Source organism: Streptomyces sp. SID5464 (genome assembly GCF_009862985.1).
GTDB classification, from domain to species: domain Bacteria; phylum Actinomycetota; class Actinomycetes; order Streptomycetales; family Streptomycetaceae; genus Streptomyces; species Streptomyces chartreusis_D.
This window is the reverse complement of record NZ_WWIQ01000044.1, coordinates 98,024-123,367: the sequence shown is the minus strand read 5'-3', so window position 1 is coordinate 123,367 and position 25,344 is coordinate 98,024. Positions and strand designations below refer to the sequence as shown.

Sequence of the window (25,344 nt, the reverse complement as noted above, 5' to 3'; positions counted from 1 at the left end):
TGAGGTGATCTTCCGCATGTCCTCGTTCTGCGCCACGGACGCCTGCGCGAGGTTGGCCTGGAGGATGGAGTTGAGCAGCTCGTCGAAGCCGAGGACCTGCTCCTGGACCCGGGCCAGGTGGTCGGCGACGTCCCGGAAGTACTTCTGGATGTCCGGGTCGATGAGCCGCATCGGCCGCTCGCTCAGCAGCTGCATGGGCCGCAGCAGCGGCGACACGGCCCGCTTGAACTCCAGCACCTCGCGCTTGAGTTGGTAGATCCGGCCGGCGTCCGAGCCGCGCGGGGATCCCTTGCGCCCCGGTGAGAACACCTCGGTCTCGACCTCGTCGATGTCGTCCTGCACGGCGTCGGCGACCGCGATGTAGCCGTCGACGACGTGGTCGGCGATGGCGTGCAGCACGGCCGAGGGGCCCTTGGCCAGCAGCTCGGGGTCGTCCTGGAGGCGGTGCCTGAGGGCCCGCAGGGATCCCTGCCCGCCGTGCCGGACGGTGATGAAGAAGTCCCGCCCGGTGAAGCACATGACCTCACCGGACTCGACGACCTCGCTGTTGGCGTCGAGCTGGTCGTGCTCGACGTAGTGGATGGTCTTGAAGACCGTGAAGAGGGAGTCGTCGTAGCGCTCCAGCTTGGGCCGCTGGTGGGCCTGGACGGCGTCCTCCACGGCCAGCGGGTGCAGCCCGAACTCACTGGCGATGCCGGAGAATTCGGCTTCGGTCGGCTCGTGCAGGCCGATCCACACGAAGCCGCCGTCGCGGCGCACCAGGCGCACCGCCTCGTGCGGCGTGAGCGGGTTCTCGGTCTGGATGCGGCGGCCGTCCCGGTAGATGGCGCAGTCGACGACGGCGGAGGCCGTCGCGGGGCTACGGGTGGCGTCGTACGTCCCGCCCTCCTTGCGCAGCGACACGCGGGACGGACGGACGACGGCGCGCAGGTCGCGGATCATCGACATGGCGGGCTCCTTCGCGACAGGCAACGAAAGGCGCCGGACCCGACAGGTGGAACTACCCGGAATGAGGACGTTGGGACTGATGATGTTTGGCACGTCCACAAAGCGGGGAGCACCGCACCGTCGCGGTGGCGAGTCTCGTTACTGATTCAGCTACTGAGGCAGATCAGGCAAAGCGAAACGAAGCGCTCTTCCGCGTGGAGCGAGTGCGAGAGGTGGCGACCAGCCAGAGCCAGAACAGCTACGTCAGCGGCGGGAAGAGCGTGGTGCTACTGCACGGTCGACTTCGGTCCATTGCAGTCCCACCTCCTCCGGCCGGTCCCTCGTAAGGGAGTTCCTTCGGCGTCGGGGCTTGATCGCGACGCTTCTGCGTGCTGCCCCGAACCACCGGGCAAGAGTATCAGCCGCCCGACGTGTCAAGGCCCTTGTTTGCCCGCTACTGACGAGTTCTATGCTCGCCGCATGGCAAATGTTCTTCCTCTGGTCGAGGCCCGGTTGCGTACCGCGCTGGGCGAACCGGACGGGCGCGCGGCGGTCACCTTCCTGGGCACGGACCGCATCGAGGTGCTCCGCTTCCAGGAGGGGGAGATCGTCCGCTACGCCACGCTCGGCATGTCCGCGCACCCCATGACGGACCCCACGACGGTGGTCGCCGACCCGGTCAAGGGTCCGCGCGCCGAGCTGGTCCTCTCCGTGCGTGCCGGGCTGGCCGACACCGACAAGGCGCTCCGCCCGCTCGCCGTGCTCGCCGCGTCACCGCAGGTGGAGGGCCTGGTCGTGGCTCCTGGGGCGTCGCTCGACGTCGGCGAACCGCTGTGGCCCGGCGCCCCCTTCACCTCGGTCCTGGTCGCCGAGCCGGGCGGTCTGGTCGAGGACCTGGAGCTCGACGAGCCCCTCGACCCGGTGCGGTTCCTGCCGCTGCTGCCGATGACCCCCAACGAGGCCGCCTGGAAGCGCGTGCACGGCGCCCAGGCGCTCCAGGAGAGGTGGCTGAACCAGGGGACGGACCTCCGGGATCCGTCCCGGAAGTCCGTCCCGCTGGAGTGAGGAAGCTCACCAACCTGTGGCCATGAAAGCTCAGTTGGCGAAGACGGTGACCCCGTCCTCGGTCGCGTGCTTCGTCTCCGGCTCCTCCGCTTCGTGGGTGAGCGCCTTGCGCCGTACGACGACCACGAGCGCGCCCACGACGGCGGTGGCCGCCGCCACCACGAACGGGATGTGGAGGTCGGTCCACTCCTCGATCTTCGGCGCGAAGTACGGGGCGGCCGCCGCCGCGAACCAGCGCACGAAGTTGTAGCCCGCGCTCGCCACCGGCCGGGGCGCGTCCGAGACGCCGAGGGCCAGCTCGGTGTAGACGGTGTTGTTCACACCGATGAAGGCGCCGGAGAGGATCGTGCAGACCACGGCCGTCGTGTGGTCGCCGTAGCCGAGCACGAGCACGTCGGCCGCGAGCAGCACCAGCGAACCGCCGAGCACCTTCAGCGAGCCGAACCGCTTCTGGAGCCGCGGCGCCACGATCACCGAGAAGACGGCGAGCAGCACGCCCCAGGCGAAGAACACCGCCCCCGACCGGTACGGGCTCATGTTCAGCACGAACGGGGTGAAGGCCAGCACGGTGAAGAACGTGTAGTTGTAGAAGAACGCCGAGGCCGCCGCCGAGGCGAGGCCGCCGTGGCCCAGCGCCTTGACCGGGTCCAGGAGCGAGGTCCTGCGGGCCGGCTTCGGCTGCTCCTTCAGGAACACGGCGATGCACAGGAAGCCGACCGCCATCAGGAACGCCGTGCCGAAGAACGGGTAGCGCCAGCTGGCGTCGCCGAGCAGGGCGCCCAGCAGCGGACCGCACGCCATGCCGAGGCCGAGGGCCGACTCGTACAGCAGGATCGCCGCCGCGCTTCCACCGGCCGCCGCGCCGACGATGACCGCGAGGGCCGTCGAGACGAACAGCGCGTTGCCGAGGCCCCAGCCGGCCCGGAAGCCGACCAGTTCGCCGACGGATCCGGAGGTGCCCGCGAGCCCGGCGAACACGACGACGAACGCGAGGCCGAGCAGCAGTGTCCTGCGGCCGCCGATCCGGCTGGAGACGAAGCCCGTCACCAGCATCGCGACGGCGGTGATCAGGAAGTACGAGGTGAAGAGCAGGGAGACCTGGCTGGCCGTGGCGTGCAGACCCTGGGCGATGGACGGCAGGATCGGGTCGACGAGTCCGATGCCCATGAAGGCGACGACCGACGCCCCGGCGGTCGCCCACACGGACTTGGGCTGCTTCAGGAGGCCGCCCGCTCCGGCGTCGAAGGGGTCCATTGCTTGCTCCCTTTCCCGAACGAAAGTAGTTGGTATATACACACACTAAGTTAGATAGGCTAATTAATGCAAGCTACACCTGGTGTGGGGGTGAAGGGTTCCGTCCGGTTGGGTGATCGTCCTTGACGCGACGGGGCGGGGGTAGGACCGTGGGGCCCTATGAGGGGCGAACCCAGTTGCCCGAAGTGCGGTGGCCGGGTCAGGGCTCCCGGCCTCTTCTCCGACTCGTGGCAGTGTGATGTGCACGGCACCGTCCACCCGGTGCAGCCCGTGATACCGCCCAGCGTCGACGCCCTCAACGTCGTGGTGCACCGCACCCGGGTGCCGGTGTGGATGCCCTGGCCGCTGCCCGTCGGCTGGCTGTTCACGGGCGTGGCCTGCGCGGGGGACGACCGCACGGGTGGCCGCGCCACGGCCGTGGCCTGCACGGGACCCGGGCCGCTCGGCGGGATGGGTGAGCTGATCCTGGTGGCGGAGGAGCTCGGCGTCGGACTCGGCGCGCGGTACGCGGGCATGGACGGTCCGGATCCGGGGCCGTACATGGACGTCGGGAAGCCGGCTCAGGCGAAGGTTCTCGCCGCCGGGCGTCCGACGCCGCTGTGGCATGTGTCCGGTGCGCCGGAGGATCGTGCGGTGTTCGCCGGTGAGGCGCTCGGGATGTGGCTGTGGGCGGTCGTGTGGCCGGAGCAGTCGGGGTTGTTGATGTACGACGAGCTGGTGCTGGCGGATCTGCGGGAAGCGGGCGCCGAGGTGGAGCTGGTGCCGTGTGGGGCTCTGTCGCCGCGATTGCTTCAGCCGTAGCGCCCAGGGAGCGGGGCTTCGGGTGTGCGGGCGGCTGCGGGGGTCGGTGGCTCGTCGCGCAGTTCCCCGCGCCCCTTCAGCGTTGACTGTAGGGGGCGCTTCCTGGGTTCGGGTGTGACAGGGGTGTCGAAAATCCGGTTATCCTTGAGCAGCCCTGCTCGTCCCGTCAGTGTCTGGAGTCCGCGTCGTGCGCATCGATCTGCACACCCACTCCACCGCTTCCGACGGTACGGACGCTCCGGCGGAGTTGGTGCGGAAGGCCGCCGCGACCGGGCTGGACGTCGTCGCGCTGACCGATCACGACACCACCCGCGGGCACGCCGAGGCGATCGCCGCGTTGCCCGAGGGGCTCACGCTGGTCACCGGAGCGGAGCTCTCCTGCCGGCTCGACGGCATCAGCATGCACATGCTGGCGTATCTCTTCGACGCCGAGGAACCGGGGTTGCTCGCCGAGCGCGAGCTGGTCCGGGACGACCGGGTGCCCCGGGCGCGGGGCATGATCGCCAAGCTTCAGGAGCTGGGCGTGCCCGTGACCTGGGAGCAGGTGGCGCGGATCGCCGGTGACGGCTCCGTCGGGCGTCCGCACGTGGCGACCGCACTCGTCGAGCTGGGCGTCGTGCCGACCGTCGGCGACGCGTTCACCCAGGACTGGCTGGCCGACGGCGGCCGGGCCTTCGTGGAGAAGCACGAGACCGACCCCTTCGAGGCGATCCGGCTGATCAAGGGCGCGGGCGGGGTCGCGGTGTTCGCGCACCCCGGGGCGAGCAAGCGGGGGCGCACGGTGCCGGAGGCCGCGATCGCCGAGATGGCCGCGGCCGGGCTGGACGGCATCGAGGTCGACCACATGGACCACGACACGGACACGCGTGCGCGGCTGCGGGGGCTGGCGAAGGAGCTGGGGCTCCTGGTGACCGGGTCCAGCGACTATCACGGCAGCCGGAAGACCTGTGTGCTCGGGGAGTACACGACGGATCCCGAGGTGTACGGGGAGATCACGCGGCGGGCCTTCGGGGCGTTTCCCGTGCCGGGAGCCGGCGGGGTCTGAGGTCTCTGTCCCGTAGGTCCGTTTGAAGGCACCCGGCGTTGCCGGCTGTGCCCACCCTCCCGTACTCCCGCAAGGCCATCACGCTCATGTTCGACCTCGCCGTTTTCGGCTCCCTGTTCCTGACCCTCTTCGTCATCATGGATCCCCCCGGGATCACCCCGATCTTCCTCGCGCTCACCGCCGGACGGCCCGGCAAGGTGCAGAAGCGGATGGCCTTCCAGGCCGTCTGTGTCGCCGGTGGTGTGATCACCGTGTTCGGGTTGCTCGGGCATCAGATCCTGAACTACCTGCACGTGTCCGTGCCCGCGCTGATGATCGCGGGTGGGCTGCTGCTCCTGCTGATCGCGCTCGATCTGCTGACCGGCAAGACGGACGAGCCGAAGCAGACCAAGGACGTCAACGTCGCTCTCGTGCCGCTGGGCATGCCGCTGCTGGCGGGGCCGGGGGCGATCGTGTCGGTCATCCTCGCCGTGCAGAAGGCCCACAGTGTCGCCACGCAGGTCTCCGTGTGGACGGCGATCCTCGCCATCCACGTCGTGCTGTGGCTGGTGATGCGCTACTCGCTGGTGATCATCCGGATCATCAAGGACGGCGGTGTCGTCCTGGTGACGCGGCTCGCGGGCATGATGCTGTCCGCGATCGCCGTGCAGCAGATCATCAACGGGGTCACGCAGGTGGTCCAGGGCAGCTGAGGCGCGCCGCCGCGTCAGAAGGGGCGGGTCAGTACGGTGCCGATCTCCTTGGCCGGTCCCGTGTGGGCGAGGTACTCCTCGATCTTGTGCGCACGGTCCCGGCCGTTCTGGACGGCCAGCTGCGTGAGCTTGCCCCACCGCTCGTCCGCCAGGGGACAGCCGACGGCCACCGCGTCGGTGGGGCACCAGACGTTGACCCAGTCGCGCACCTTGGGCGGCCGGTGCGGGCCCCGGGCGAGGAGCCGCTCGTTGACGCCGTCCAGCCCGAGCGGGCTGCCCGCGGTGACCAGCAGCACGGGGTCGAGGCCCTGCGGCAGCCGGGTCAGCAGGTCCATGCCGACGACCGTGCCCAGGCTGTGCGTGACCAGCACCAGTTCGCCGGTGGCGGGCATCGTCTCCAGGACGCTGTCCAGCACGGCCTGCCGTACGGCACTGTCGCCCAGGTACAGGTCGACGTCCCGCAGGAACGTGGCGATGGTCCACTCGTCCAGGTCGGACCGGGCGGCGAGCCAGCTCAGCGGCCGGTGCAGTGCGCCGACCAGCCCCGCCCCGAAGCCCTCGGTGGCCGCCGGGCCGTTCTGGGGCATGCCGGCCCGGGCGGCAGCCTCGTAGAGCAGTTGCTCGTAGGAGCCGGTGGGTGATTCGGCGGCGAAGACCTCGGCGGCAGCGGCGGCGCTCACCTCGTCGAGTCCGACGGCCTGCGCCGTGCTCTCCCGCCCGGCCACGAGGTCGGCCAGTCTCGTGCCGTAGAACGGGAACCACACGTCCTCCGGGTCGACCGTGGGCAGTGCCGCGAGCGTGAGGCCGTGGTTCAGGCCGGACGTCCACTGCCGACGGAGGTCGTCGGGCTTTTTGCCCTGCTGGTCCCTGCCGTGCAGGAAGACCAGGTGCCGACGGCCACCGAAGGCGGTGCTGCGGGCCGGGCGTCCCTTCTCGGGGGTCCGCGTCCGGGTCTCGCTCGCGGTCATGGCCACGGTCACAGGGGTGCCCGGGACCGACGGGGTCGTGATGCCGGGTACGGCCGGCGTGGCTCCCTCCGGCTGGGGTACGGGGGCGGCCGTGCTCTGGTCCAGGCCGGAGTCCGGGCCCATCTCGGCCAGCAGCGCGCGGCGCCCGGCGTCGAGGTCCAGCCGGGCCAGATGCTTGAGGATCGAGCTGATGCGGACGCCCTCGTTGGCGACCCAGTCGATCGCGTCGTCGCCGTCGCCCTGACTCCAGGGCCGGCCGTCCTTCCGCAGGACGCGGCCCTGGTCGTCCTTCTTCGGGACGCCGCTGTGGTGCAGGGCCACGACCTCCCACTGGTCGTTGAAGACGGGGGAGCCCGAGTTGCCGGGGCGGGTGTCGGTCCGGTACTGGACGAAGTCGTCGAGCCGTACCAGCACCGCGTTGTCGCGCAGGACGATCTCCTTGAGGCGCCCGTCCGGGTGACCGATGATGTTCACCTTCTCGCCGAGCACCAGCTTGCCGAGCTGCACGCTGAGCCGGTTCCAGCCGAAGACCTCACCCGGCTTGCGACCGTCCTGGGTGGGCACGACCGCCACGAGGGCGAAGTCCAGCCGCTGGTCCGCGGTGAAGAACGTCCCCGGGTCGAGCTCCATGCGGACGGCGGTGTCGGGCACGTTGTCGACCGTGACCTGGGCGTTGAACTCCGCGAAGCACTGGCGGGCGAAGGCCTCGTCGGGCAGCACGTGGTGGTTGGTCATCAGCAGCCGCGGCGAGACCAGGAAGCCGGTGCCGTGCGGAAGCTCGCGGCCGTCACGGCGCAGGGTGATCCGGGCGACCGTGGCTCCGGCCCTGACCCCGCGCGGCAGGAAGCTCCAGGCCTGGAGTTCGTTGGACAGGTCGATGATGCGTTCGTTGGCCTGGGGCAGGTCCATGGCCTCCCCACGGATGTCCGCCACCACGGCCGAGGGCGACAGGCCGCCCCGGTCGAGGATCCGGTCGGCGCGCACGGCGAGGGCGTCCGGGTTGTCGGGGAACCGCACACCGGCCGCCATCCGGCCCTCGACCCGCTCGCGCTCCGCGGCGGAGTCCTCGTACCGCTGCGCGGCCTCGGCCGCCGCCCGCTCGTGCAGTTCCTCGTTCGACCGGCCCGTCACGGACATGTGTCCACCGTCCCGTTCTCGCTCTGACCGTCCCCCTCAGCCAGTACGCCCCCCACCGCGGAGGCCCGCAACAGCGGAGCCCCCGCACGGCCGATGCCGTGCGGGGGCTGCGAAGTGTGGGAGAGCGGCGCGCGTTACGAGGCCGTGGTCCCGGCCGGGCGGATCCAGAGGCGCTGCCCTGTGGCGGCGGCCTGCTGAACGATGCGGTTGACGGAGGCGGCGTCCACGACGGTCGTGTCCACGGGCGTGCCGTCGACGTCGTCGAGGTGCATGATTTCGAAGCGCAAGGGCTTCTCCCTTCGTCTGGTCATCCTCCTGAGGAGAACTACTTGGTGGTCGGCCCACGAGGCAGCGGTGCCCGGTGTTCCGTATGAGTCAACGGCACGGTGCGGTTGAAACATTCCCTACGCTAAGGAAATTTTTCGAACGGCTAATTACTGAGTCGTAAGACTGTCGTTACGGGACCGACCGGGACCGGTTGTGTTCGCAGCGTGACCGCCGGGACAATGGAGGCGATGAACGACGACCTCGCGGCCCTGAGCGCCCGCATCGACCGCACCAACGAGCTGCTCCAGCGCATGCTCGCCGAGGTGGCGAAGACACCCTCGACCCATGCGATCTTCGTCGATGCCGGGTACCTGTACGCGGCCGCGGGACGGCTCGTCGCCGGCACGGAGGACCGCCGGGCCTTCGACCTCGACGCCGAGGGACTGATCGACGCGCTCATCGACAAGGCCCGCACGATCTTCGCGGACAGCCGGCTGCTGCGCGTCTACTGGTACGACGGCGCCCGCCGCCGCATCCACACGGCGGAGCAGCAGAGCATCGCGGAACTGCCGGACGTCAAGGTGCGGCTGGGCAACCTGAACTCCAACAACCAGCAGAAGGGCGTCGACTCACTCATCCGCACCGACCTGGAGTCCCTCGCCCGGCACCGCGCCATCAGCGACGCGGCCCTGCTCGGCGGCGACGAGGACCTGGTGTCGGCCGTGGAGGCGGCCCAGGGGTACGGCGCCCGCGTCCACCTCTGGGGCATCGAGGCGCCGGAGGGCCGCAACCAGGCGGAGCCCCTGCTGTGGGAGGTCGACAGCCAGCGCACCTTCGACCTCGACTTCTTCAAGCCCTACGTCTCCCGCCGCGCCGCCCCCGCCTACGAGGCGACCGCCGGCCGGCCCACGCGTGAGGACGTGCGGTTCGTGGGCGCGCAGATCGCGGCGAAGTGGCTGGCGGCCCGCGGCCGGGACACGCTGGTCGAGCTGCTGCCCGGCCACCCCTACCTGCCCGGCTCGGTGGACCAGGACCTGCTCGTGGAGGCGGAGGGCCTGTTGCAGTACTCGCTGCGCGGCCAGGCGGACCTGCGGCGCGTACTGCGGGACGGCTTCTGGGAGCACCTCCAGACGCAGTATTAGGCCGTGTGGGTGTCGCCGCCGATGCTGTCCCAGAAGTCGGCGAGGGCGTGCGCGGTAGGCAGGGGCTGGTCGGCGCCCGGGGAGTGCTCGGCTCCCGCGATGACCGTGCGGTGCGCGTTCAGCCGTACGGCCATGTCGTCGAGGACGGCCACCGGCCAGGTGTCGTCGTGCGCGCCCGACAGGACGTGGAACGGCAGTGGCACGGCGGCGAGTTCGTCGACACGGTCCGGCTCGGTGCACAACTGGCGGCCGGTCGCGTGAAGTTGGGCGGGGCTGTTGCCCAGCCAGCGGCGGCGCAGCTGCTCAGCGTCGCCGAGGCCGCGAGCGGGCCCGCCCACCTCCTCCGGCGGTCCCATGGCCTGGATGGCCTCCCACACCTCCTCCATCGACAGCACGGCGAGCGCGTCCCGCAGCAGCTTCACACGCTGCTGCTGGGAGAGGGAGATCTCCGCCGGGCCGGACGAGACCAGGGTGAGGGAGAGGAAGGTGGAGTGGTCGAGCAGCACGGCCGCCCGCGCGATCTGCCCGCCGAGCGAGTGCCCCACGAGGTGCACGGGCCCGCCGAGCGCCTCGGCCTGCGCGAGCACGTCCCGGGCCAGTTCCCGCTGGGCATAGGCGGACTCGTCGTCCACCGGGCCGGCCGACTCGTGCTGCCCCCGTCCGTCCACGGCGACGACCCGGTACCCGCGCTCCGCGAGTGGCTCGTGGAGCAGCCTGAAGTCCTCCTTGCTGCCGGTGAACCCGGGCAGCATCAGGGCGACTCCCTTGACCCCCGACGCCGTCCCCGATTCCGGCCCCGGCCCCGACTCCGGCTTCGGTGACGAGTCGACGACGGCGAACTCGCCGCGGGTGGTGCGCAGGGGGTATGCGCGGGCGCCCGGGGGTGGGGTGAAGGTGGCTTGCCTGGTCACGGGGTGAGGGTAGCGGGTGGGAGTGGGGCGGCGGGCCGGCGATGGGTGCGCCGGTGGGTGGCGGACGGCGCAGGCGCGGTGGGGGCCCTGCTCGGGGAACGCCGATGGCCCGGCCCCACACGCGGTGGGGCCGGGCCATCGAGGGAGTGTCAGCCCTCCGTGGGCTCCGCGGCGGCCGTGGCCTTGCGGGTGCGGCGGGCCTTCGGCTTCGCCTCGATCGCGTCGTCCGCGACCTCGGCGGAGGCCGTGGCGGCCGCTGCCGACTTCCGCGTGCGACGCGGCTTGGCGGCCTCCGGGTCCTGCCCGGCCTGTGCCGGGATGTCGGCGGGCTCGGTGACCTTGCGGGTGCGGCGGCGCGGCTTGGCCTCCGCGCCTTCGGCCGTGTCGGCGGCGGCCTCGGCCGCTGCGGTGGTCTTCCGCGTGCGGCGGGGCTTGGCCTCGGCGGTCTCGGCATCCGCGGCCGCGGCGGCCGTCTTCCGCGTACGACGCGGCTTCGCCTCGGTCGCCTCGGCCGTGTCGACGCTCGCCTCGGCCTTGGCCGTCGCCTTGCGCGTACGCCGCGGCCTGGCCTCGGCGGCCTCCGGCTCCTGAGCCGTCTGGGCCGGGATCCCGGCGGCGGCGGACTCGGCGGTGCCGGCGGCCTTGCGGGTGCGGCGGCGCGGCTTGGCTTCCGTGCCTTCGGCGGTGTCGGCGGCGGTTTCGGCTGCTGCGGTGGTCTTCCGCGTGCGGCGGGGCTTGGGCTCGGTGGCCGGTGCCTCGCCGGTGGCGTCCTCGGTCGCTGCCGTGGCCTTGCGTGTACGCCTGGGCTTGGCTTGGGCGGTCTCGGCCGTGTCGACGGCGTCCTCCGCCGCGGCTGCGGCCTTGCGGGTGCGGCGCGGCTTGGTCTCCGTGCCTTCGGCGGTGTCGGCGGCGGTTTCGGCTGCTGCGGTGGTCTTCCGCGTGCGGCGGGGCTTGGGCATGGTGGCCGGTGCCTCGCCGGTGGCGTCCTCGGTCGCTGCCGTGGCCTTGCGTGTACGCCTGGGCTTGGCTTGGGCGGTCTCGGCCGTGTCGACGGCGTCCTCCGCCGCGGCTGCGGCCTCGGACTTGGCAGCCGTCTTGCGGGTGCGCCGCGGCTTCGTCTCCGTAGGCTCCGGTGCGGACTCGGTGGTCCCCTCGGCCGTGTCGACCGCCTGCTCGGCCGCAGGCGCCTCGGGCTGTTCGGTCACCGGTGCGGCATCCGCGTCCGACTCCGCCGGGGTCTTGGCAGCAGCCGACGGCGTCACCGCGGACTCCACCGCAGGCGTCTCCGACCTGCGCGTACGGCGCCGGCGCGGCTTCGCCGCCGCCGTGCTCGTGCCCTCGGCCGTCGCCACGGCGTTCTCCGCCGGTGCGGACGCGGCGGACTCGGCCGCCGTGACCGGCGCCGGCTCGGCGGCCTGGGTGCCGCCGCGGGTGCGGCGACGGCGACGCGGGGTGCGAGGAGCCGTGACGGCCTCCGCCTCGGCGGAAGCGCCCGGGGCAGTGGTGTCCCGAGCGGCGGTGCCGGTGGACTCCGGCGTCCCGTCCAGCGGCGTCCCGCCGCGCGTACGGCGGCGGCGTCGCGGCGTACGGGCCGAACGCTCGCGTTCTGCCGACGGGGACTCGTCCCGGCCGCCGCGGCCGCGGCCCCCGCGCGGCCCCCGGCCGCCGGTCTCGCCCAGATCCTCCAGCTCCTCCGCGTCCAGCCCGGCGCGCTTGCGCTCCGAGCGCGGGAGGACGCCCTTCGTGCCCTCGGGGATGCCGAGGTCGGCGAAGAGGTGCGGGGAAGTGGAGTACGTCTCCGGCGGGTCGCTGAAGCCCAGGTCCAGCGCCTTGTTGATCAGCTGCCAGCGCGGGATGTCGTCCCAGTCGACGAGCGTGATCGCCGTACCCTTCGCACCCGCGCGGCCCGTACGGCCGATGCGGTGCAGGTACGTCTTCTCCTCTTCCGGCGACTGGTAGTTGATGACGTGGGTCACGCCCTCGACGTCGATGCCGCGCGCGGCGACGTCGGTGCAGACGAGCACGTCCACCTTGCCGTTGCGGAAGGCACGCAGGGCCTGCTCGCGGGCGCCCTGGCCCAGGTCGCCGTGGACCGCGCCGGAGGCGAAGCCGCGCTGCTTGAGCTGGTCGGCGAGGTCGGCCGCGGTGCGCTTGGTGCGGCAGAAGACCATGGCCAGCCCGCGGCCCTCGGCCTGAAGGATGCGCGCCACCATCTCGGGCTTGTCCATGTTGTGCGCGCGGTAGACGAACTGCTTGGTGTTCGCGACCGTCGCGCCCTCGTCGTCCGGCGCGGTGGCGCGGATGTGCGTGGGCTGCGACATGTAGCGGCGGGCCAGTCCGATGACAGCGCCCGGCATGGTCGCCGAGAACAGCATCGTCTGGCGGCGGACCGGCAGCATGTTGATGATCTTCTCGACGTCGGGCAGGAAGCCCAGGTCGAGCATCTCGTCGGCCTCGTCGAGGACCAGGCACCTGACGTGCTTCAGGTTCAGCTTCTTCTGCCCGGCGAGGTCGAGCAGCCGGCCCGGGGTGCCGACGACCACGTCGACGCCCTTCTTCAGGGCATCGACCTGGGGCTCGTAGGCCCGGCCGCCGTAGATCGCGAGGACGCGCACGTTGCGCACCTTGCCCGCGGTCAGCAGGTCGTTGGTGACCTGAGTGCACAGCTCGCGCGTGGGGACGACGACGAGCGCCTGCGGGGCGTCGGTGAGGTCCTCGGGCTTGGCGCGTCCGGCCTCGACGTCGGCGGGGACGGTGACGCGCTCGAGGAGCGGGAGGCCGAAGCCCAGCGTCTTGCCGGTGCCGGTCTTGGCCTGGCCGATGACGTCCGAGCCCGAAAGGGCCACGGGGAGCGTCATCTCCTGGATGGGGAAGGGGGTGATGATGCCGACGGCCTCCAGGGCCTCGGCGGTCTCGGGAAGGATCCCGAGCTCTCGGAACGTCGTAGTCAGGGTGCTGCCTCTTCTGTGTGGGCGGCGCGAGGCGAGCGCGGGGGTCTTGTCGGACCGTGCCGGGGACGTCGGCTGCCTACGGGCGGGCCGTAGAGCACGGGACCGCGCCGACGCTCTAGCGCTCATGCCGCTGAGGGTGTCCCTCCGGCATCCGTACGCACTGTGCCGTATGGACGGGAGGTCTGTCGGGTCGGAGCCGATCGGGCCACCGACCGGGCATCCTCATACGTGCGGCCTGTCGAGGTACGTCGACGTACCAGCAGGCGCATTACCACCATACCCCGGAATCCCGCACACGCGATGGCCGATTCGGTCACGTAGTCGTCGTCACACTGATTGACCAGGGCCTTACGCCTCCCGGCGGGCGGGCTATTGTGCGCTTCATGACGAGCTCTGACAAGCCTGAGAACGCCTCGGACACCACCGCCACCCCGGCCGAACCGACCGGAGTCGCTGCCCGGGACTGGGCGACGGCCTCCGCCGACCCGCAGTACCGCGCCGCGGTCGTGGACCTGCTCGGAGCGCTCGCGTACGGCGAGCTGGCGGCGTTCGAGCGGCTCGCGGAGGACGCCAAGCTGGCGCCCACGCTGGAGGACAAGGCGGAGCTGGCGAAGATGGCGTCGGCCGAGTTCCACCACTTCGAGAGGCTGCGCGACCGGCTCGCCGAGATCGGGGAGGAGCCGACGCGGGCGATGGAGCCGTTCGTCGCGGCCTACGACGGGTTCCACAAGCAGACGGCCCCCTCGGACTGGCTGGAGGGCCTCGTCAAGGCCTACGTCGGCGACTCCATCGCCAGCGACTTCTACCGGGAGGTCGCGGCCCGGCTGGACTCCGACTCCCGCAGTCTGGTGCTGGCCGTTCTCGACGACACCGGGCACGGTGGCTTCGCCGTGGAGAAGGTGCGTGCCGCGATCGACGCGGACCCGCGGGTGGGCGGGCGGCTCGCGCTGTGGGCGCGGCGGCTGATGGGCGAGGCCCTGTCGCAGTCCCAGCGGGTGGTCGCCGACCGGGACGCGCTGTCGACCATGCTGGTGGGCGGGGTCGCGGACGGCTTCGACCTCGCCGAGGTCGGCAAGATGTTCTCCCGGATCACCGAGGCGCACACCAAGCGGATGGCTGCGCTGGGCTTGGCCGCGTAACGCTCCCCTCGTCCGCCGCGTGGCGCTCCGCGCCGGGGTGGTTCCCCTCGCGTGACGTTCCGCGCGGTGGCTCCCGCTGGGGCGCGGCTGCGGGTCGGTGCCGACCGGGCGCGCGGGTCCCCGCGCGCCTGACGGCTCCGGCTACGCCGTCGCTGATCGTCGGCGCAGACGGCCCGCGGGGCGCAGCAGCAGCGACAGCGAGGCCACCGAGACGATCACCGCGCCGAGCAGCACCACCAGCAGGTGGCCGGCTTCCAGCGCGCTGTGCATGACGAAGGCCCCGCAGAGGGCGCCCGCGACGCCGGTCGACAGGACCAGGGGGCGGGCCGGGAGCCGGTGCGCCAGGCGATGCGTGGCCGCCCAGGACAGAGCCAGGCCGAGAATCGCGGAACTCAGCGCTTCCAGGAGCATGTCGGGGTCCCTCCCACATGGCCGGCTGCCCACATCGGTCGTAGCCCGTCTTACCCCTGACCTGCGGAATCCAACCCACTTGTGTGGGTGAACCGTGCTCTGTCCGTGGAGGAACCCGTGTGCCGCACGGGGTGCCCCAGAGGTTCATGGACGGGAGCAGGCAACGCGAACGGGGCGGGTCGGCCGACAGCCGCCCCGCCCCGTTCCACGCATGCGCCTACAGAGCGCCGAAGCCCACCTTGCGCGGGGCCGGCTCGCCGATCTCGATGTACGCGAGACGGTCGGCCGGGACCAGGACCTTGCGGCCGTGCTCGTCCACGAGGGTCAGCAGCGGCGACTTCCCGGCCAGCGCCTCGGACACCGCCCGCTCGACCTCCTCGGCACTCTGACCGCTCTCCAGAACGATCTCGCGGGGCGCGTGCTGCACGCCGATCTTGACCTCCACGGCTATGTCCCTCCGACGGTCAGTGATGTGCGCGACCTTCCGCGCCGTACGCAGCACACATTAGCCCGGTGAGGGGACCGGCATGCTCCGCCCGAGAACGCCACGAGCGAACAGCGGGCGGGAACAAAGCGGCCCTCAGTGGTGCTGCTGGTCGGTTCCGTGCAGCGGGAAGCCCGCGATGCCGCGCCACGCCAGCGAGGCGAGCAGCTGTACGGCCTGGTCGCGTGGCACGGTGCGGTCGCTGTGCAGCCAGGACCGGGCCACCACCTGGGCGAGGCCGCCCAGGCCCGAGGCGAGCAGCATCGACTCCGCCCGCGACAGGCCCGTGTCCTCGGCGATGACGTCGCAGATCGCCTCCGCGCACTCGTTGGTCACCTTGTCGACGCGCTCGCGCACGGCCGGCTCGTTCGTCAGGTCCGACTCGAAGACCAGGCGGAAGGCGCCGCCGTCGTCCTCGACGTACGCGAAGTAGGCGTCCATCGTCGCGCGGACGCGCTGCTTGTTGTCGGTCGTCGACGCCAGCGCGTTCCGCACGGCCTGGATGAGCGACTCGCAGTGCTGGTCCAGCAGCGCGAGATACAGGTCGAGCTTGCCCGGGAAGTGCTGGTAGAGCACCGGCTTGCTGACGCCGGCCCGCTCGGCGATGTCGTCCATCGCGGCCGCGTGGTAGCCCTGGGCCACGAAGACCTCCTGGGCGGCGCCCAGGAGCTGGTTGCGTCGGGCACGGCGTGGCAGGCGTGTGCCCCGCGGGCGAACCGCCTCTGTCTGCTCGATGGCTGTCACGCCGCCTCCCATAGTCGTCCACGTGCGGATCTGGCCGCGTCGCCATCGTACTTTTCGGTAACCGTGGTGTGCGCGGTGAGAGCGCAGAATTTCACGGACCGGACGGTTACGAAAGCGGTTGAGAAGGTTTCAAACAGGGTCAGAGCGGGCAAAATGCGGCTCCTTTCCTGCTCGGTGCTGCTCCTCGTCGCCACCCGACAGCGTGCGTCACCGGTAGTCGTCCTCGTCGAGCGAGACGATCCGGGCCTGCTCCACGAGGTCGGCCTCATTGGCGCGGTCCGGGTCGACACCGGTCAGCGGATCGTCGCGGTCCGGTGCGACGTCCGTGCGCTGCTCGGCCGCGTCGACCTCGGGGGCCTCGACGTCGTACTCCGGCGTCTCCGACTCCTCCTCGGCCTCGAAGGTCTCCGGGTCGGTGGGGTCTACGGCCATGCTGGGCTCCCTTCCTACGAACGTCCCTGGGAATGCAGGGGCCACACGCGGGTGCCCTCTCTACGAGCCTAGGAGACACCCGATCCGGACGCTATGCGATCCGCGTCCGGGACGTGACGCAGTGCGCATCCCGTTGACTGCTTCTCATATGCCCTGCCTCTCCCAGGTGCCTCCCCGTTCTCGGGTCCCTCTCCTTCTCCGCTTCGCTCTCGGCTTCCTTCTCCGCTTCGCTCTCGGCTTCCTTCTCCGCTTCGCTCTCGGCTTCCTTCTCCGCTTCGCTCTCGGCTTCCTTCTCCGCGCCTTCCCCGTGTTGGTGTCATGTGCCCGTCTCACATGGCCGATTCCTGTGACGGCGAACACATGAGTCACTACGTGATCGTCTCGTAACATTGCCGCATGTCTTCGACCGAGCTGCCGTTCGTGCCGCCCGCCAATGTGCTGCCGAAGGTGTCGGCCGTCAGGGTCGCCGAGGGCGAGCGGCTCAGCTCCGTCGAGCTGCCCGGGGTCACGCTGGCGGTGCGGTCGAGGCGCCCCGCGCGCGAGGGGCTGGCTCCCGCGCTGTACGTGCACGGACTCGGGGGTTCCTCGCAGAACTGGTCGGCGCTGATGCCGCTGCTGGACGACGTCGTCGACAGTGAGGCCATCGACCTGCCGGGCTTCGGCGACTCCCCGCCGCCGGACGACGGCGACTACTCGGTCACGGGGCACGCGCGCGCGGTCATCCGCTACCTCGAAGCCACCGGTCGCGGCCCCGTGCACCTGTTCGGGAACTCGCTCGGTGGCGCCATCACCACCCGTGTCGCCGCGGTACGGCCCGATCTGGTCCGTACGCTCACGCTCGTGTCACCTGCTCTGCCCGAAATCCGAGTGCAGCGCACCGCCGTGCCCACAGCACTGCTGGCGGTGCCCGGAGTCGCCCCGCTCTTCACCCGGCTGACCCGGGAGTGGACGGCGGAGCAGCGCGTCCGCGGCGTGATGGCGCTGTGTTACGGGGATCCGGGGCGGGTGACGCCGGAAGGATTCAGCAACGCCGTCCAGGAGATGGAGCGACGGCTGCGGCTGCCGTACTTCTGGGACGCCATGACGCGTTCCGCGCGCGGGATCGTCAACGCGTACACACTGGGCGGCCAGCAGGGACTGTGGCGCCAGGCCGAACGCGTTCTCGCGCCGACCCTTCTCGTCTACGGTGGCCGTGACCAGCTCGTCGGCTTCCGGATGGCGCAGAAGGCGGCCCGGGCGTATCGCGACTCGCGGCTGGTGACGTTGCCGGACGCGGGGCACGTGGCCATGATGGAGTACCCGGAGACGGTGGCCATGGCGTTTCGTGAACTCCTCGAAGACGCGGGAGAGTTGGGCGAGCGGCGAGCGAAGCGGGCTCGCGCGGACGAGGCCGTCGACGAAACGGGCACCGACGAGAGCATGGGGGGCTGAGGCGCGACGTGGGACGCCACAGCCGCCGTGGGCCGGTCGCCAAGGGCGACACCGCGGACCCAACCGCAGTACGGGACGGCCGGGCCGGGTCGGGACAGGGGCCGGGCCAGGCAGCGGACCCGAGCCGCGGAGGCCGGACGGCTCCGCCCCGGGCCGCGTCGCAGGGTGGCCGGCCGCAGCCGGGTGCGGGTCCGCGCCGGGTGCCGGGGCCGCGGCCCGCGACGGTGGACGGGACGCCTTCACACGGGACGCCCGCGCATGGGATGCCGCGCCTTCCCGACGGCTGGCTGCCGGACGGCACGCCCGTGCACGGCGCTCCGCGCCTGCCCGACGGCACACCAGCGCGCGGGCTGCCGCGTTTTCCTGACGGCACGCCGGCGCGCGGTGTTCCGCGGCTGCCTGACGGGACTCCGGCGCAGGGCGTTCCGCGGTTCCCTGACGGGACTCCGACGCCAGGTGGCCGGCTGCCCGACGGGACTCCGGCGCACGGCGCACCCCGGCTTCCTGACGGGACTCCGGCGCATGGTGTTCCGAGGCTGCCCGACGGGACTCCCGCGCACGGCGTTCCGCGACTTCCCGACGGTACCCCTGAGGGAGGGGTGCCGCGGCTTCCGGACGGTACCCCCGCGCGCGGGGTGCCACGGGTTCCCGACGGCGCTCCCGCGCACGCATCCCCCCGAGCCCGGGGAGGGCACCCCGAGCAGCGGGAAGCCGGGGGTGGCTGGGGTGAGTTGAAGGGCAGTGGTGGTGCTCCCATACCGCGACAGCGACGGGCCCCCGGGCCCGGGCCGCGGCAGGAGTATCTCGACGCCTTCGACGAGGAGGACGACGTCTTCGCACCCCGTACGCCCCCCTCCGCGCACGCGGACGCCTACGCATCCGTCTCGGACTGGAACGCCGGTGCCCCGGCCGGAATCCGCTCCGACGACGATGACGACGTGGCGCCGACGGGCACGCCCGCCCCGGTCAGGGGCGCCAAGGGCCGTACCTTCACAGGCATCGCGGCCGCCGCCGTCACCACCGTGCTGGCCGTGATCGTCGCCGGTCAGGTCGCCAACGACCCCGGCGGCTCCGGCGTGCAGTCACCGTCCGCCACCGACCGGGCCCGCGACCTGCGGGACTCGTCGTCCCGCGCGAACGGGCGGGCGCCCGCACCGGGGTCCGACGTGAAGCCGCTGACGTACGACGAGAAGATGAGCAGGACGTACCCGCTCGGCGCCAAGCTCAGGGGCTCGGGGAAGTTCGACGCCGTGCCCGGCATCGCCGAGGCACCGGGTCTGGGGCAGAAGTTCACCTATCGCGTGGACGTGGAGCAGGGGCTCGGGCTCGACGCCGAACTGTTCGCCGAGGCCGTACAGAAGACGCTCAACGACCAGCGCAGCTGGGCCCACAACGGCGCGCGCACCTTCGAGCGGATCTACTCCGGCCGGCCCGACTTCGTGATCACGCTCGCCAGCCCCGGCACGACCGCCGACTGGTGTGCCAAGTCCGGTCTGGACACTACCGAGGACAACGTCTCCTGCGACTCGGCAGCGACCGAGCGCGTGATGATCAACGCCTACCGGTGGGCACAGGGCTCGGAGACCTACGGTGACAGCAAGATCCACGCCTATCGGCAGATGCTGATCAACCACGAGGTAGGCCACCGCCTCGGCTACGGCCACGTCACCTGCGACAAGGACGGCGACCTCGCGCCGGTCATGCAGCAGCAGACCAAGTTCCTCGACCACGACGGCATCCACTGCCGCGCCAACCCCTGGCCGTATCCCGGGAGTTGACAGGCGTCACAGGGGTGAGCCGACGTACCGCGTTGACATGCGCAGAAAGTTCGTTCATATTTCTGGCATGTCGCCCCGTCATGTCTCCGTTCGCGCCGCCATCGAGCTGGCGCTCATCGGCGTGACCCCGCTCTGCGTGGCCGACATCCACTGTTGCTGACGCCCGCCCCAGGCGCGTGTCGCGAACTCCCACCTTCCCGGTGACCCTGTCAGTTCTCCGTGACCTGACACGGCTTCTTCGACGACCCGGCGCCCGGGCAGACGTGTGTCCAGCTTCGTCTCACCCTTCGTCAATTCGTCTCGCGATCCGAGATGTCATTCGTCCGAGAGGTCGTCATTCCGATGCGCCAACCGTCCGTCACAGCGCGCCGCGTGGCCGCGGCATCCGTCAGCCTGGTCCTGGCAGCGGGTGCCGCCGCCTGCGGGCCGAAGGACAACGATGCCAAGGGCGGCGGCGACTCCACGCCCCACAAGGGCGGCACCCTCACGGTCCTGAACGCCGATCCCCAGCAGGACTTCGACCCGGCCCGCCTGTACACCTCCGGCGGCGGCAACGTCCCGTCCCTGGTCTTCCGTACGCTCACCACCCGCAACCGCGAGAACGGCGCGGCCGGCACGAAGGTCGTCCCCGATCTCGCCACCGACACCGGGCGCCCCAGCAAGGACGCCACCGTGTGGACGTACACCCTGAAGAAGGGGCTCAGGTACGAGGACGGCACGCCGATCACCTCGGCCGACATCAAGTACGGCATCGAGCGCTCCTTCGCCCCCGAACTCTCCGGCGGCGCCCCCTACCTGCGGGACTGGCTGGTCGGGGCCGCCGACTACCAGGGCCCGTACAAGGACAAGAAGGGCCTCGACGCGATCGAGACGCCGGACGACCGGACCATCGTCTTCCACCTGAACAAGCCCGAGGGCGAGTTCCCGTACCTCGCCACGCAGACGCAGTTCGCGCCCGTCCCGAAGAGCAAGGACACGGGCACGAAGTACGAGGAGCACCCGGTCTCGTCCGGGCCGTACCGGGTGGTGAGGAACGAGAACGACGGTGAGCGGCTGATCCTGGAGCGCAACCCGCACTGGTCCGCCTCGACCGACGCCGAACGCAAGGCCTACCCGGACAGGATCGACGTACGGTCCGGGCTCGACTCGTCCGTGATCAACCAGCGGCTGTCCGCGTCCCAGGGAGCGGACGCCGCCGCCGTCACCACGGACACCAACCTCGGCCCGGCCGAACTGGCCAAGGTCACCGGCGACAAGGACCTCGCGTCCCGCGTCGGCACCGGACACTTCGGCTACACCAACTACATCGCGTTCAACCCGACCATCAAGCCGTTCGACGACGTCAGGGTGCGGCAGGCGATCTCGTACGCCATCGACCGGTCGTCCGTGGTCAACGCCGCGGGCGGGTCCGCGCTGGCCGAGCCCGCCACCACCTTCCTGCCGGACCAAAAGTCCTTCGGGTACACGCCGTACGACCTCTTCCCGGCGGGCAAGGCCGGTGACCCGGCCAAGGCCAGGCAGCTGCTGAAGGAGGCCGGCCACCCGAACGGGCTCACCGTCACGCTGACGCACTCCAACGCCAAGGACTTCGAGACCAGCCCGGAGATCGCGACCGCCGTCCAGGACGCGCTGAAGAAGGCCGGCATCACGGTCAAGCTCCAGGGCCTGGAGGAGAACGACTACTCCGACAAGATCCACGACGTGAAGACCGAGCCGGGCTTCTTCCTCGCCCACTGGGGCGCCGACTGGCCCTCCGGCGGTCCCTTCCTCGCCCCGATCTTCGACGGCCGCCAGATCGTCAAGGACGGCGCGAACTTCAACACGGGCCTGCTGAACGACAAGTCGGTCAATGCCGAGATTGATGCGATCAACAAGTTGACGGATCTTGACCAGGCCGCCAAGAGGTGGGGTGCGCTGGACAAGAGGATCGGTGAGAAGGCCCTGACCGTCCCGCTGTTCCACCCCGTCTACAAGCGCCTGTACGGCGAGGACGTCAAGAACATCGTGATCAGCGACTGGACCGGCGTGCTGGACATCTCGCAGGTCGCGGTCAAGTAGTCAATGGGCCGGTCAAGCAATCATGAGTGAGACCCTGTTGGCCTCGCGGGCCGCCGGGACGGAGGCGTTCGTCCCGGCGGTCTCGGGGGCCCGTCAGTTCTGGCGGCGGCTGCGTGCGCAGCGTGCCGCCCTCGCCGCGGCGGCCGTCGTCGCGCTGCTCGTCCTGGTGGCGCTCGCCGCGCCGCTCCTCACGGCCGTCGAGGGCCAGGACCCGACCACCTACCACCCCTCCCTGGTGGACTCCGCGCGTGGGGGCGTGCCCGTCGGGCCGCTCGGCGGCATCAGCGGCGAACACTGGCTCGGCGTCGAACCGCAGACCGGGCGCGACCTGTTCGCACGACTGACGTACGGCGCGCGCGTGTCGCTGGGCGTCGCGCTGGCGGCGACCGTCGTGCAGGTCACCATCGGGGTCACCCTGGGTGTCGCCGCCGCACTCGGGAAGCGCTGGCTTGATCAACTGTTGAGCCGGTTCACGGACATCATCGTGGCCATGCCGCTCATGATCATGTCGTTGGCGCTGCTCGCGATCGTGCCGTCGAGCTTTCCGCGGCCCGTACTGGTCGCGCTCGTCGTCGGCCTGATCGGCTGGGGCAACATCGCCCGGATCGTGCGCGCGCAGACGCTCACCCTCAAGGAACTCGACCACGTTTCCGCCGCCCGGCTCAGCGGCTGGGGCACCTGGAGCATCGCCCGCCGCGAGCTGCTGCCCGCAATCGCCGCGCCCGTCATCACCTACGCCGCGCTGCTCGTCCCGACGAACATCACCGTCGAGGCCGCACTGTCCTTCCTCGGCGTCGGAGTGAAGCCGCCGACGCCCTCCTGGGGCCAGATGCTCACCGCCGCCGACGTCTGGTACCAGGCCGCCCCGCAGTATCTGCTGCTGCCCGCGGGCGCGCTGTTCGTCACCGTGCTGGCGCTCACCGTCCTCGGCGACGGCATCCGCACCGCGCTCGACCCGCGCGTGTCCTCACGGCTGCGGATCGGGACGGGGCGGAAGCGGGAATCGCGGCCGGACGAGCGGCCCGGGCGGGAGTCGAGGACGGCACGGGGAGGTGCGGCATGAGCGGGCGGGGCGGCCTCACCGCGTTCGTACTGCGCCGGGCCGTCGGCGCCGTTGTCACCCTGCTCGCCATCTCGGTGATCGTCTACGTCGTCTTCTACGTGACACCCGGGAACGTCGCCCAGATCACCTGCGGCCCGCGCTGCTCACCGGAACAGGTGCACCAGGTCGCCCGGCAACTGAACCTCGACGACCCGCTGTTCCTGCGGTACTGGCACTTCCTCCAGGGCCTCGTCGCCGGCCAGGACTACTCGACGGGTACGTCCGTGCAGCACTGCTCCGCGCCCTGCCTCGGCCTGTCGTACCAGAGCGACCAGCAGGTCACGCAGCTGATCTTGGCGAAGCTCCCGGCCAGTCTGTCCCTGGTGTCGGGCGCGATGGTGCTCTGGCTGCTCCTCGGCGTCGGGACCGGCGTGCTCTCCGCCTGGCGGCGCGGGCGGTTCTCCGAGCGGGTGCTGACCGGCGTCACCCTCGCCGGCACGGCCACCCCGGTCTTCGTGATCGGTCTGGTCCTGATGATCGTCGTCTGCGGGGAGCTGCGGCTGCTGCCCTTCCCGCAGTACGTCGCCCTCACCGACGACCCCGAACAGTGGGCGTGGAACCTGCTGCTGCCCTGGCTGTCGCTGGCCCTCATCGAGGCCGCCGCGTTCGCCCGGCTGACCCGGGCGTCGATGCTGGAGACGCTGGCCGAGGACCACATCCGCACCTTCCGTGCGTACGGCGTCGGCGAGCGGTCCATCGTCGGGCGGCACGCGCTGCGTGGGGCGTTCGCGCCGGTCATCGCGCTGAACGCCAACAACGTCGGCTCGGCGATCGGCGGCGCGGTGCTCACCGAGACGCTGTTCGGCCTGCCCGGCATCGGACAGGAACTCGTGCATGCCGTCAACGTGGTCGACCTGCCGGTCGTGGTCGGCATGGTCCTGGTCATCGGCTTCTTCGTGGTCCTCGCCAACGCCGTCGCGGACGTGCTGTACGCGGTGGCCGACCGACGGGTGGTGCTGACATGAGCCTGGTCGAAGTGACCGGCCTCTCCGTGGACTTCGGCGAGCTGCGTGCCGTCGACAGCCTCTCCTTCCGGCTGGAACAGGGCGCCGCCCTGGCCCTCGTCGGCGAGTCCGGCTCCGGCAAGTCGACCGTGGCGTCCGCCCTGCTCGGCCTGCACCACGGCACGGGAGCGCGGGTCGGGGGATCGGTCCGGGTGGCCGGCACCGACGTACAGCGGGCCTCCGACGAGGAACTGCGGCGGCTTCGCGGCGGCCAGGCCGCGATGGTGTTCCAGGATCCGCTGTCCTCCCTCGATCCGTACTACGCGATCGGTGACCAGATCGCCGAGGTGTACCGCGTCCACGCGCGAGTGTCCCGGCGGGCGGCACGCGCGCGTGCGGTCGACGTCCTCGACCGGGTGGGCATCGCGGACGCGGCCCGGCGGTCGCGTTCCCGGCCGCACGAGTTCAGCGGCGGCATGCGCCAGCGCGCCCTGATCGCCATGGCGCTGGCCTGCGAGCCCCGTCTGCTGATCGCCGACGAGCCGACGACCGCCCTCGACGTGACCGTCCAGGCCCAGGTCCTCGACCTGCTGCACACGCTGCGTGAGGAGACGGGCATGGGCCTGCTGCTCGTCACGCACGACGTGGGGGTCGCCGCCGAGAGCGTCGACGAGGTGCTGGTGATGCGGCACGGGCGCGAGGTCGAGCACGGCCCGGTGTCCGGGGTGCTGGGTGCGCCGGCCCAGCCGTACACCCGGGAGCTGCTGGCCGCGGTCCCGCGGCTGGACGCGCCGAGGGCCGGCTCGACTGCCCCGGAGGAGGTCGTCCTGGAGGCGACCGGCCTGAGGCGCGAGTTCGGGCGGGGCAAGCGGGCGTTCACGGCCGTGCGCGACGTGTCGCTGACCCTGCACCGCGGCGAGACCCTCGGCATCGTCGGCGAGAGCGGCAGCGGCAAGACGACCCTGGGGCGCATGCTCGTCGGGCTGCTGGAGCCGACGGCGGGGGAGGTCCGGTACGAAGGCCGCCCGCACACGGGCGTGAACCCGGCCGTGCAGATGGTCTTCCAGGACCCCGTCTCCTCCCTCAACCCCCGCCGCAGCGTGGGCGAGTCCATCGCCGACCCGTTGCGCGCGCGGGGTGAGCGGGATGAGGGGCGCATCCGGGAGCGCGTGGCGGAACTGCTGGAGCGCGTCGGGCTCGAAGGAGCCCACTACGACCGCTACCCGCACGAGTTCAGCGGAGGGCAGCGCCAACGCGTCGGTATCGCCCGGGCGCTCGCGGCCGACCCGCGCGTCATCGTCTGCGACGAGCCGGTGTCGGCCCTCGACGTCACCACCCAGGCGCACGTGGTCGCCCTGCTCGGGGAGCTGCAACGCGAACTCGGCCTCGCGCTGGTCTTCGTCGCGCACGACCTGGCCGTCGTGCGCCAGGTCAGCGACCGGGTCGCGGTGATGCGGCAGGGCGGGATCGTCGAGGAAGGACCCGTCGACCAGGTGTACGGGTCGCCCCGGGACCCGTACACCAGGCAGCTGCTCGCCGCCGTACCGGCGCTCGACCCGGACGCCGCCGCGCGACGCCGGGCGGAGCGACGGGAGTTGGCCGCGGCATGACGATCCGTGTCCGGTTGATCTCCTAGCGCGACAGAACGCGATCCGCACGGG

At 71.4% G+C, this 25,344-nt stretch carries 23 protein-coding genes; 13 read left to right on the top strand and 10 right to left on the bottom strand.

What is annotated here, in order from left to right; translation table 11 throughout:
* A partial coding sequence (locus tag GTY47_RS21715) for a magnesium and cobalt transport protein CorA (protein WP_010047737.1) occupies positions 1-948 on the bottom strand: 948 nt, incomplete at its 3' end.
* A gap of 459 nt (positions 949-1,407) precedes the next feature.
* Between GTY47_RS21715 and GTY47_RS21710 the strand changes: the two genes are divergently transcribed.
* Positions 1,408-1,992 (top strand): suppressor of fused domain protein, encoded by a 585-nt coding sequence (locus GTY47_RS21710; protein ID WP_010047736.1) that lies wholly within the window; start codon positions 1,408-1,410, stop codon positions 1,990-1,992.
* A gap of 30 nt (positions 1,993-2,022) precedes the next feature.
* Here GTY47_RS21710 and GTY47_RS21705 read toward each other — a convergent pair whose 3' ends face one another.
* On the bottom strand, positions 2,023-3,246 hold the full coding sequence (locus tag GTY47_RS21705) for an MFS transporter (protein WP_010047733.1): 1,224 nt from the start codon (positions 3,244-3,246) through the stop codon (positions 2,023-2,025).
* Positions 3,247-3,405: 159 nt separating this feature from the next.
* Between GTY47_RS21705 and GTY47_RS21700 the strand changes: the two genes are divergently transcribed.
* The 3 genes from GTY47_RS21700 to GTY47_RS21690 all read left to right on the top strand — a co-directional run bounded on the left by GTY47_RS21700 (position 3,406) and on the right by GTY47_RS21690 (position 5,784).
* Positions 3,406-4,047, top strand: a complete 642-nt coding sequence (locus GTY47_RS21700; protein ID WP_029181732.1) for a DUF6758 family protein — start codon at positions 3,406-3,408, stop codon at positions 4,045-4,047.
* A 187-nt stretch (positions 4,048-4,234) separates the two neighbouring features.
* Positions 4,235-5,092: a PHP domain-containing protein gene (locus tag GTY47_RS21695; protein WP_010047722.1), complete on the top strand. Its 858-nt coding sequence runs from the start codon at positions 4,235-4,237 to the stop codon at positions 5,090-5,092.
* Between the two features lie 86 nt (positions 5,093-5,178).
* Positions 5,179-5,784, top strand: coding sequence for a MarC family protein (locus GTY47_RS21690; RefSeq protein ID WP_010047720.1), 606 nt, complete (start codon positions 5,179-5,181; stop codon positions 5,782-5,784).
* Positions 5,785-5,798: 14 nt separating this feature from the next.
* Here the strand turns inward: GTY47_RS21690 and GTY47_RS21685 are convergent, their stop codons facing one another.
* Both GTY47_RS21685 and GTY47_RS40340 read right to left on the bottom strand, forming a co-directional pair.
* Positions 5,799-7,889 carry a serine protease gene (locus GTY47_RS21685; RefSeq protein ID WP_010047719.1) on the bottom strand — a complete coding sequence of 697 codons (2,091 nt, stop codon included), beginning with the start codon at positions 7,887-7,889 and terminating at the stop codon, positions 5,799-5,801.
* Positions 7,890-8,023: 134 nt separating this feature from the next.
* Positions 8,024-8,176 (bottom strand): hypothetical protein, encoded by a 153-nt coding sequence (locus tag GTY47_RS40340; protein WP_010047718.1) that lies wholly within the window; start codon positions 8,174-8,176, stop codon positions 8,024-8,026.
* Positions 8,177-8,404: 228 nt separating this feature from the next.
* Between GTY47_RS40340 and GTY47_RS21680 the strand changes: the two genes are divergently transcribed.
* Positions 8,405-9,298: an NYN domain-containing protein gene (locus GTY47_RS21680; RefSeq protein WP_010047717.1), complete on the top strand. Its 894-nt coding sequence runs from the start codon at positions 8,405-8,407 to the stop codon at positions 9,296-9,298.
* Here GTY47_RS21680 and GTY47_RS21675 read toward each other — a convergent pair.
* Entirely contained in the window at positions 9,295-10,209 is a 915-nt protein-coding gene (locus tag GTY47_RS21675; RefSeq protein WP_029181731.1) for an alpha/beta hydrolase, read from the bottom strand. The genes GTY47_RS21680 and GTY47_RS21675 overlap by 4 nt on opposite strands.
* Positions 10,210-10,358: 149 nt before the next feature.
* Positions 10,359-13,067, bottom strand: coding sequence for a DEAD/DEAH box helicase (locus tag GTY47_RS21670; protein WP_029181730.1), 2,709 nt, complete (start codon positions 13,065-13,067; stop codon positions 10,359-10,361).
* Between the two features lie 476 nt (positions 13,068-13,543).
* On the opposite strand from GTY47_RS21670, the gene GTY47_RS21665 reads away from it, so the two are divergent.
* The gene (locus GTY47_RS21665; RefSeq protein ID WP_010047712.1) at positions 13,544-14,299 is read left to right on the top strand and encodes a ferritin-like fold-containing protein; all 756 of its coding nucleotides are present in this window, start codon (positions 13,544-13,546) and stop codon (positions 14,297-14,299) included.
* Between the two features lie 141 nt (positions 14,300-14,440).
* On the opposite strand, the gene GTY47_RS21660 is transcribed toward GTY47_RS21665, so the two are convergent.
* The 4 genes from GTY47_RS21660 to GTY47_RS21645 form a co-directional block, all read right to left on the bottom strand.
* Positions 14,441-14,710 (bottom strand): hypothetical protein, encoded by a 270-nt coding sequence (locus tag GTY47_RS21660; protein WP_010047711.1) that lies wholly within the window; start codon positions 14,708-14,710, stop codon positions 14,441-14,443.
* A gap of 217 nt (positions 14,711-14,927) precedes the next feature.
* Positions 14,928-15,155, bottom strand: a complete 228-nt coding sequence (locus GTY47_RS21655; RefSeq protein WP_010047710.1) for a DUF3107 domain-containing protein — start codon at positions 15,153-15,155, stop codon at positions 14,928-14,930.
* A gap of 135 nt (positions 15,156-15,290) precedes the next feature.
* Positions 15,291-15,938 (bottom strand): TetR/AcrR family transcriptional regulator, encoded by a 648-nt coding sequence (locus tag GTY47_RS21650; protein ID WP_010047709.1) that lies wholly within the window; start codon positions 15,936-15,938, stop codon positions 15,291-15,293.
* Between the two features lie 207 nt (positions 15,939-16,145).
* Positions 16,146-16,370: a hypothetical protein gene (locus tag GTY47_RS21645; RefSeq protein WP_010047706.1), complete on the bottom strand. Its 225-nt coding sequence runs from the start codon at positions 16,368-16,370 to the stop codon at positions 16,146-16,148.
* Positions 16,371-16,766: 396 nt separating this feature from the next.
* Here GTY47_RS21645 and GTY47_RS21640 point away from each other — a divergent pair, with 396 nt between their 5' ends.
* The 7 genes from GTY47_RS21640 (at position 16,767) to GTY47_RS21615 (ending at position 25,293) form a co-directional block, all read left to right on the top strand.
* Positions 16,767-17,801 carry an alpha/beta hydrolase gene (locus GTY47_RS21640; protein WP_010047704.1) on the top strand — a complete coding sequence of 345 codons (1,035 nt, stop codon included), beginning with the start codon at positions 16,767-16,769 and terminating at the stop codon, positions 17,799-17,801.
* A gap of 8 nt (positions 17,802-17,809) precedes the next feature.
* Entirely contained in the window at positions 17,810-19,579 is a 1,770-nt protein-coding gene (locus GTY47_RS21635) for a DUF3152 domain-containing protein (RefSeq protein WP_040904323.1), read from the top strand.
* Positions 19,580-19,646: 67 nt separating this feature from the next.
* Positions 19,647-19,739, top strand: a complete 93-nt coding sequence (locus GTY47_RS41665; RefSeq protein ID WP_311774658.1) for an Ms4533A family Cys-rich leader peptide — start codon at positions 19,647-19,649, stop codon at positions 19,737-19,739.
* Positions 19,740-19,921: 182 nt separating this feature from the next.
* Positions 19,922-21,637: an ABC transporter substrate-binding protein gene (locus tag GTY47_RS21630; protein WP_010047699.1), complete on the top strand. Its 1,716-nt coding sequence runs from the start codon at positions 19,922-19,924 to the stop codon at positions 21,635-21,637.
* A 22-nt stretch (positions 21,638-21,659) separates the two neighbouring features.
* Positions 21,660-22,700, top strand: a complete 1,041-nt coding sequence (locus GTY47_RS21625; protein ID WP_010047697.1) for an ABC transporter permease — start codon at positions 21,660-21,662, stop codon at positions 22,698-22,700.
* A complete protein-coding gene (locus GTY47_RS21620) occupies positions 22,697-23,704 on the top strand; it encodes an ABC transporter permease (protein WP_010047695.1) in 1,008 nt (335 codons plus the stop codon). Before GTY47_RS21625 ends, GTY47_RS21620 begins: the two co-directional genes overlap by 4 nt.
* Positions 23,701-25,293 (top strand): ABC transporter ATP-binding protein, encoded by a 1,593-nt coding sequence (locus GTY47_RS21615; RefSeq protein WP_010047692.1) that lies wholly within the window; start codon positions 23,701-23,703, stop codon positions 25,291-25,293. The genes GTY47_RS21620 and GTY47_RS21615 overlap by 4 nt, the downstream gene beginning before the upstream one ends.
* Positions 25,294-25,344 lie beyond the last annotated feature (51 nt).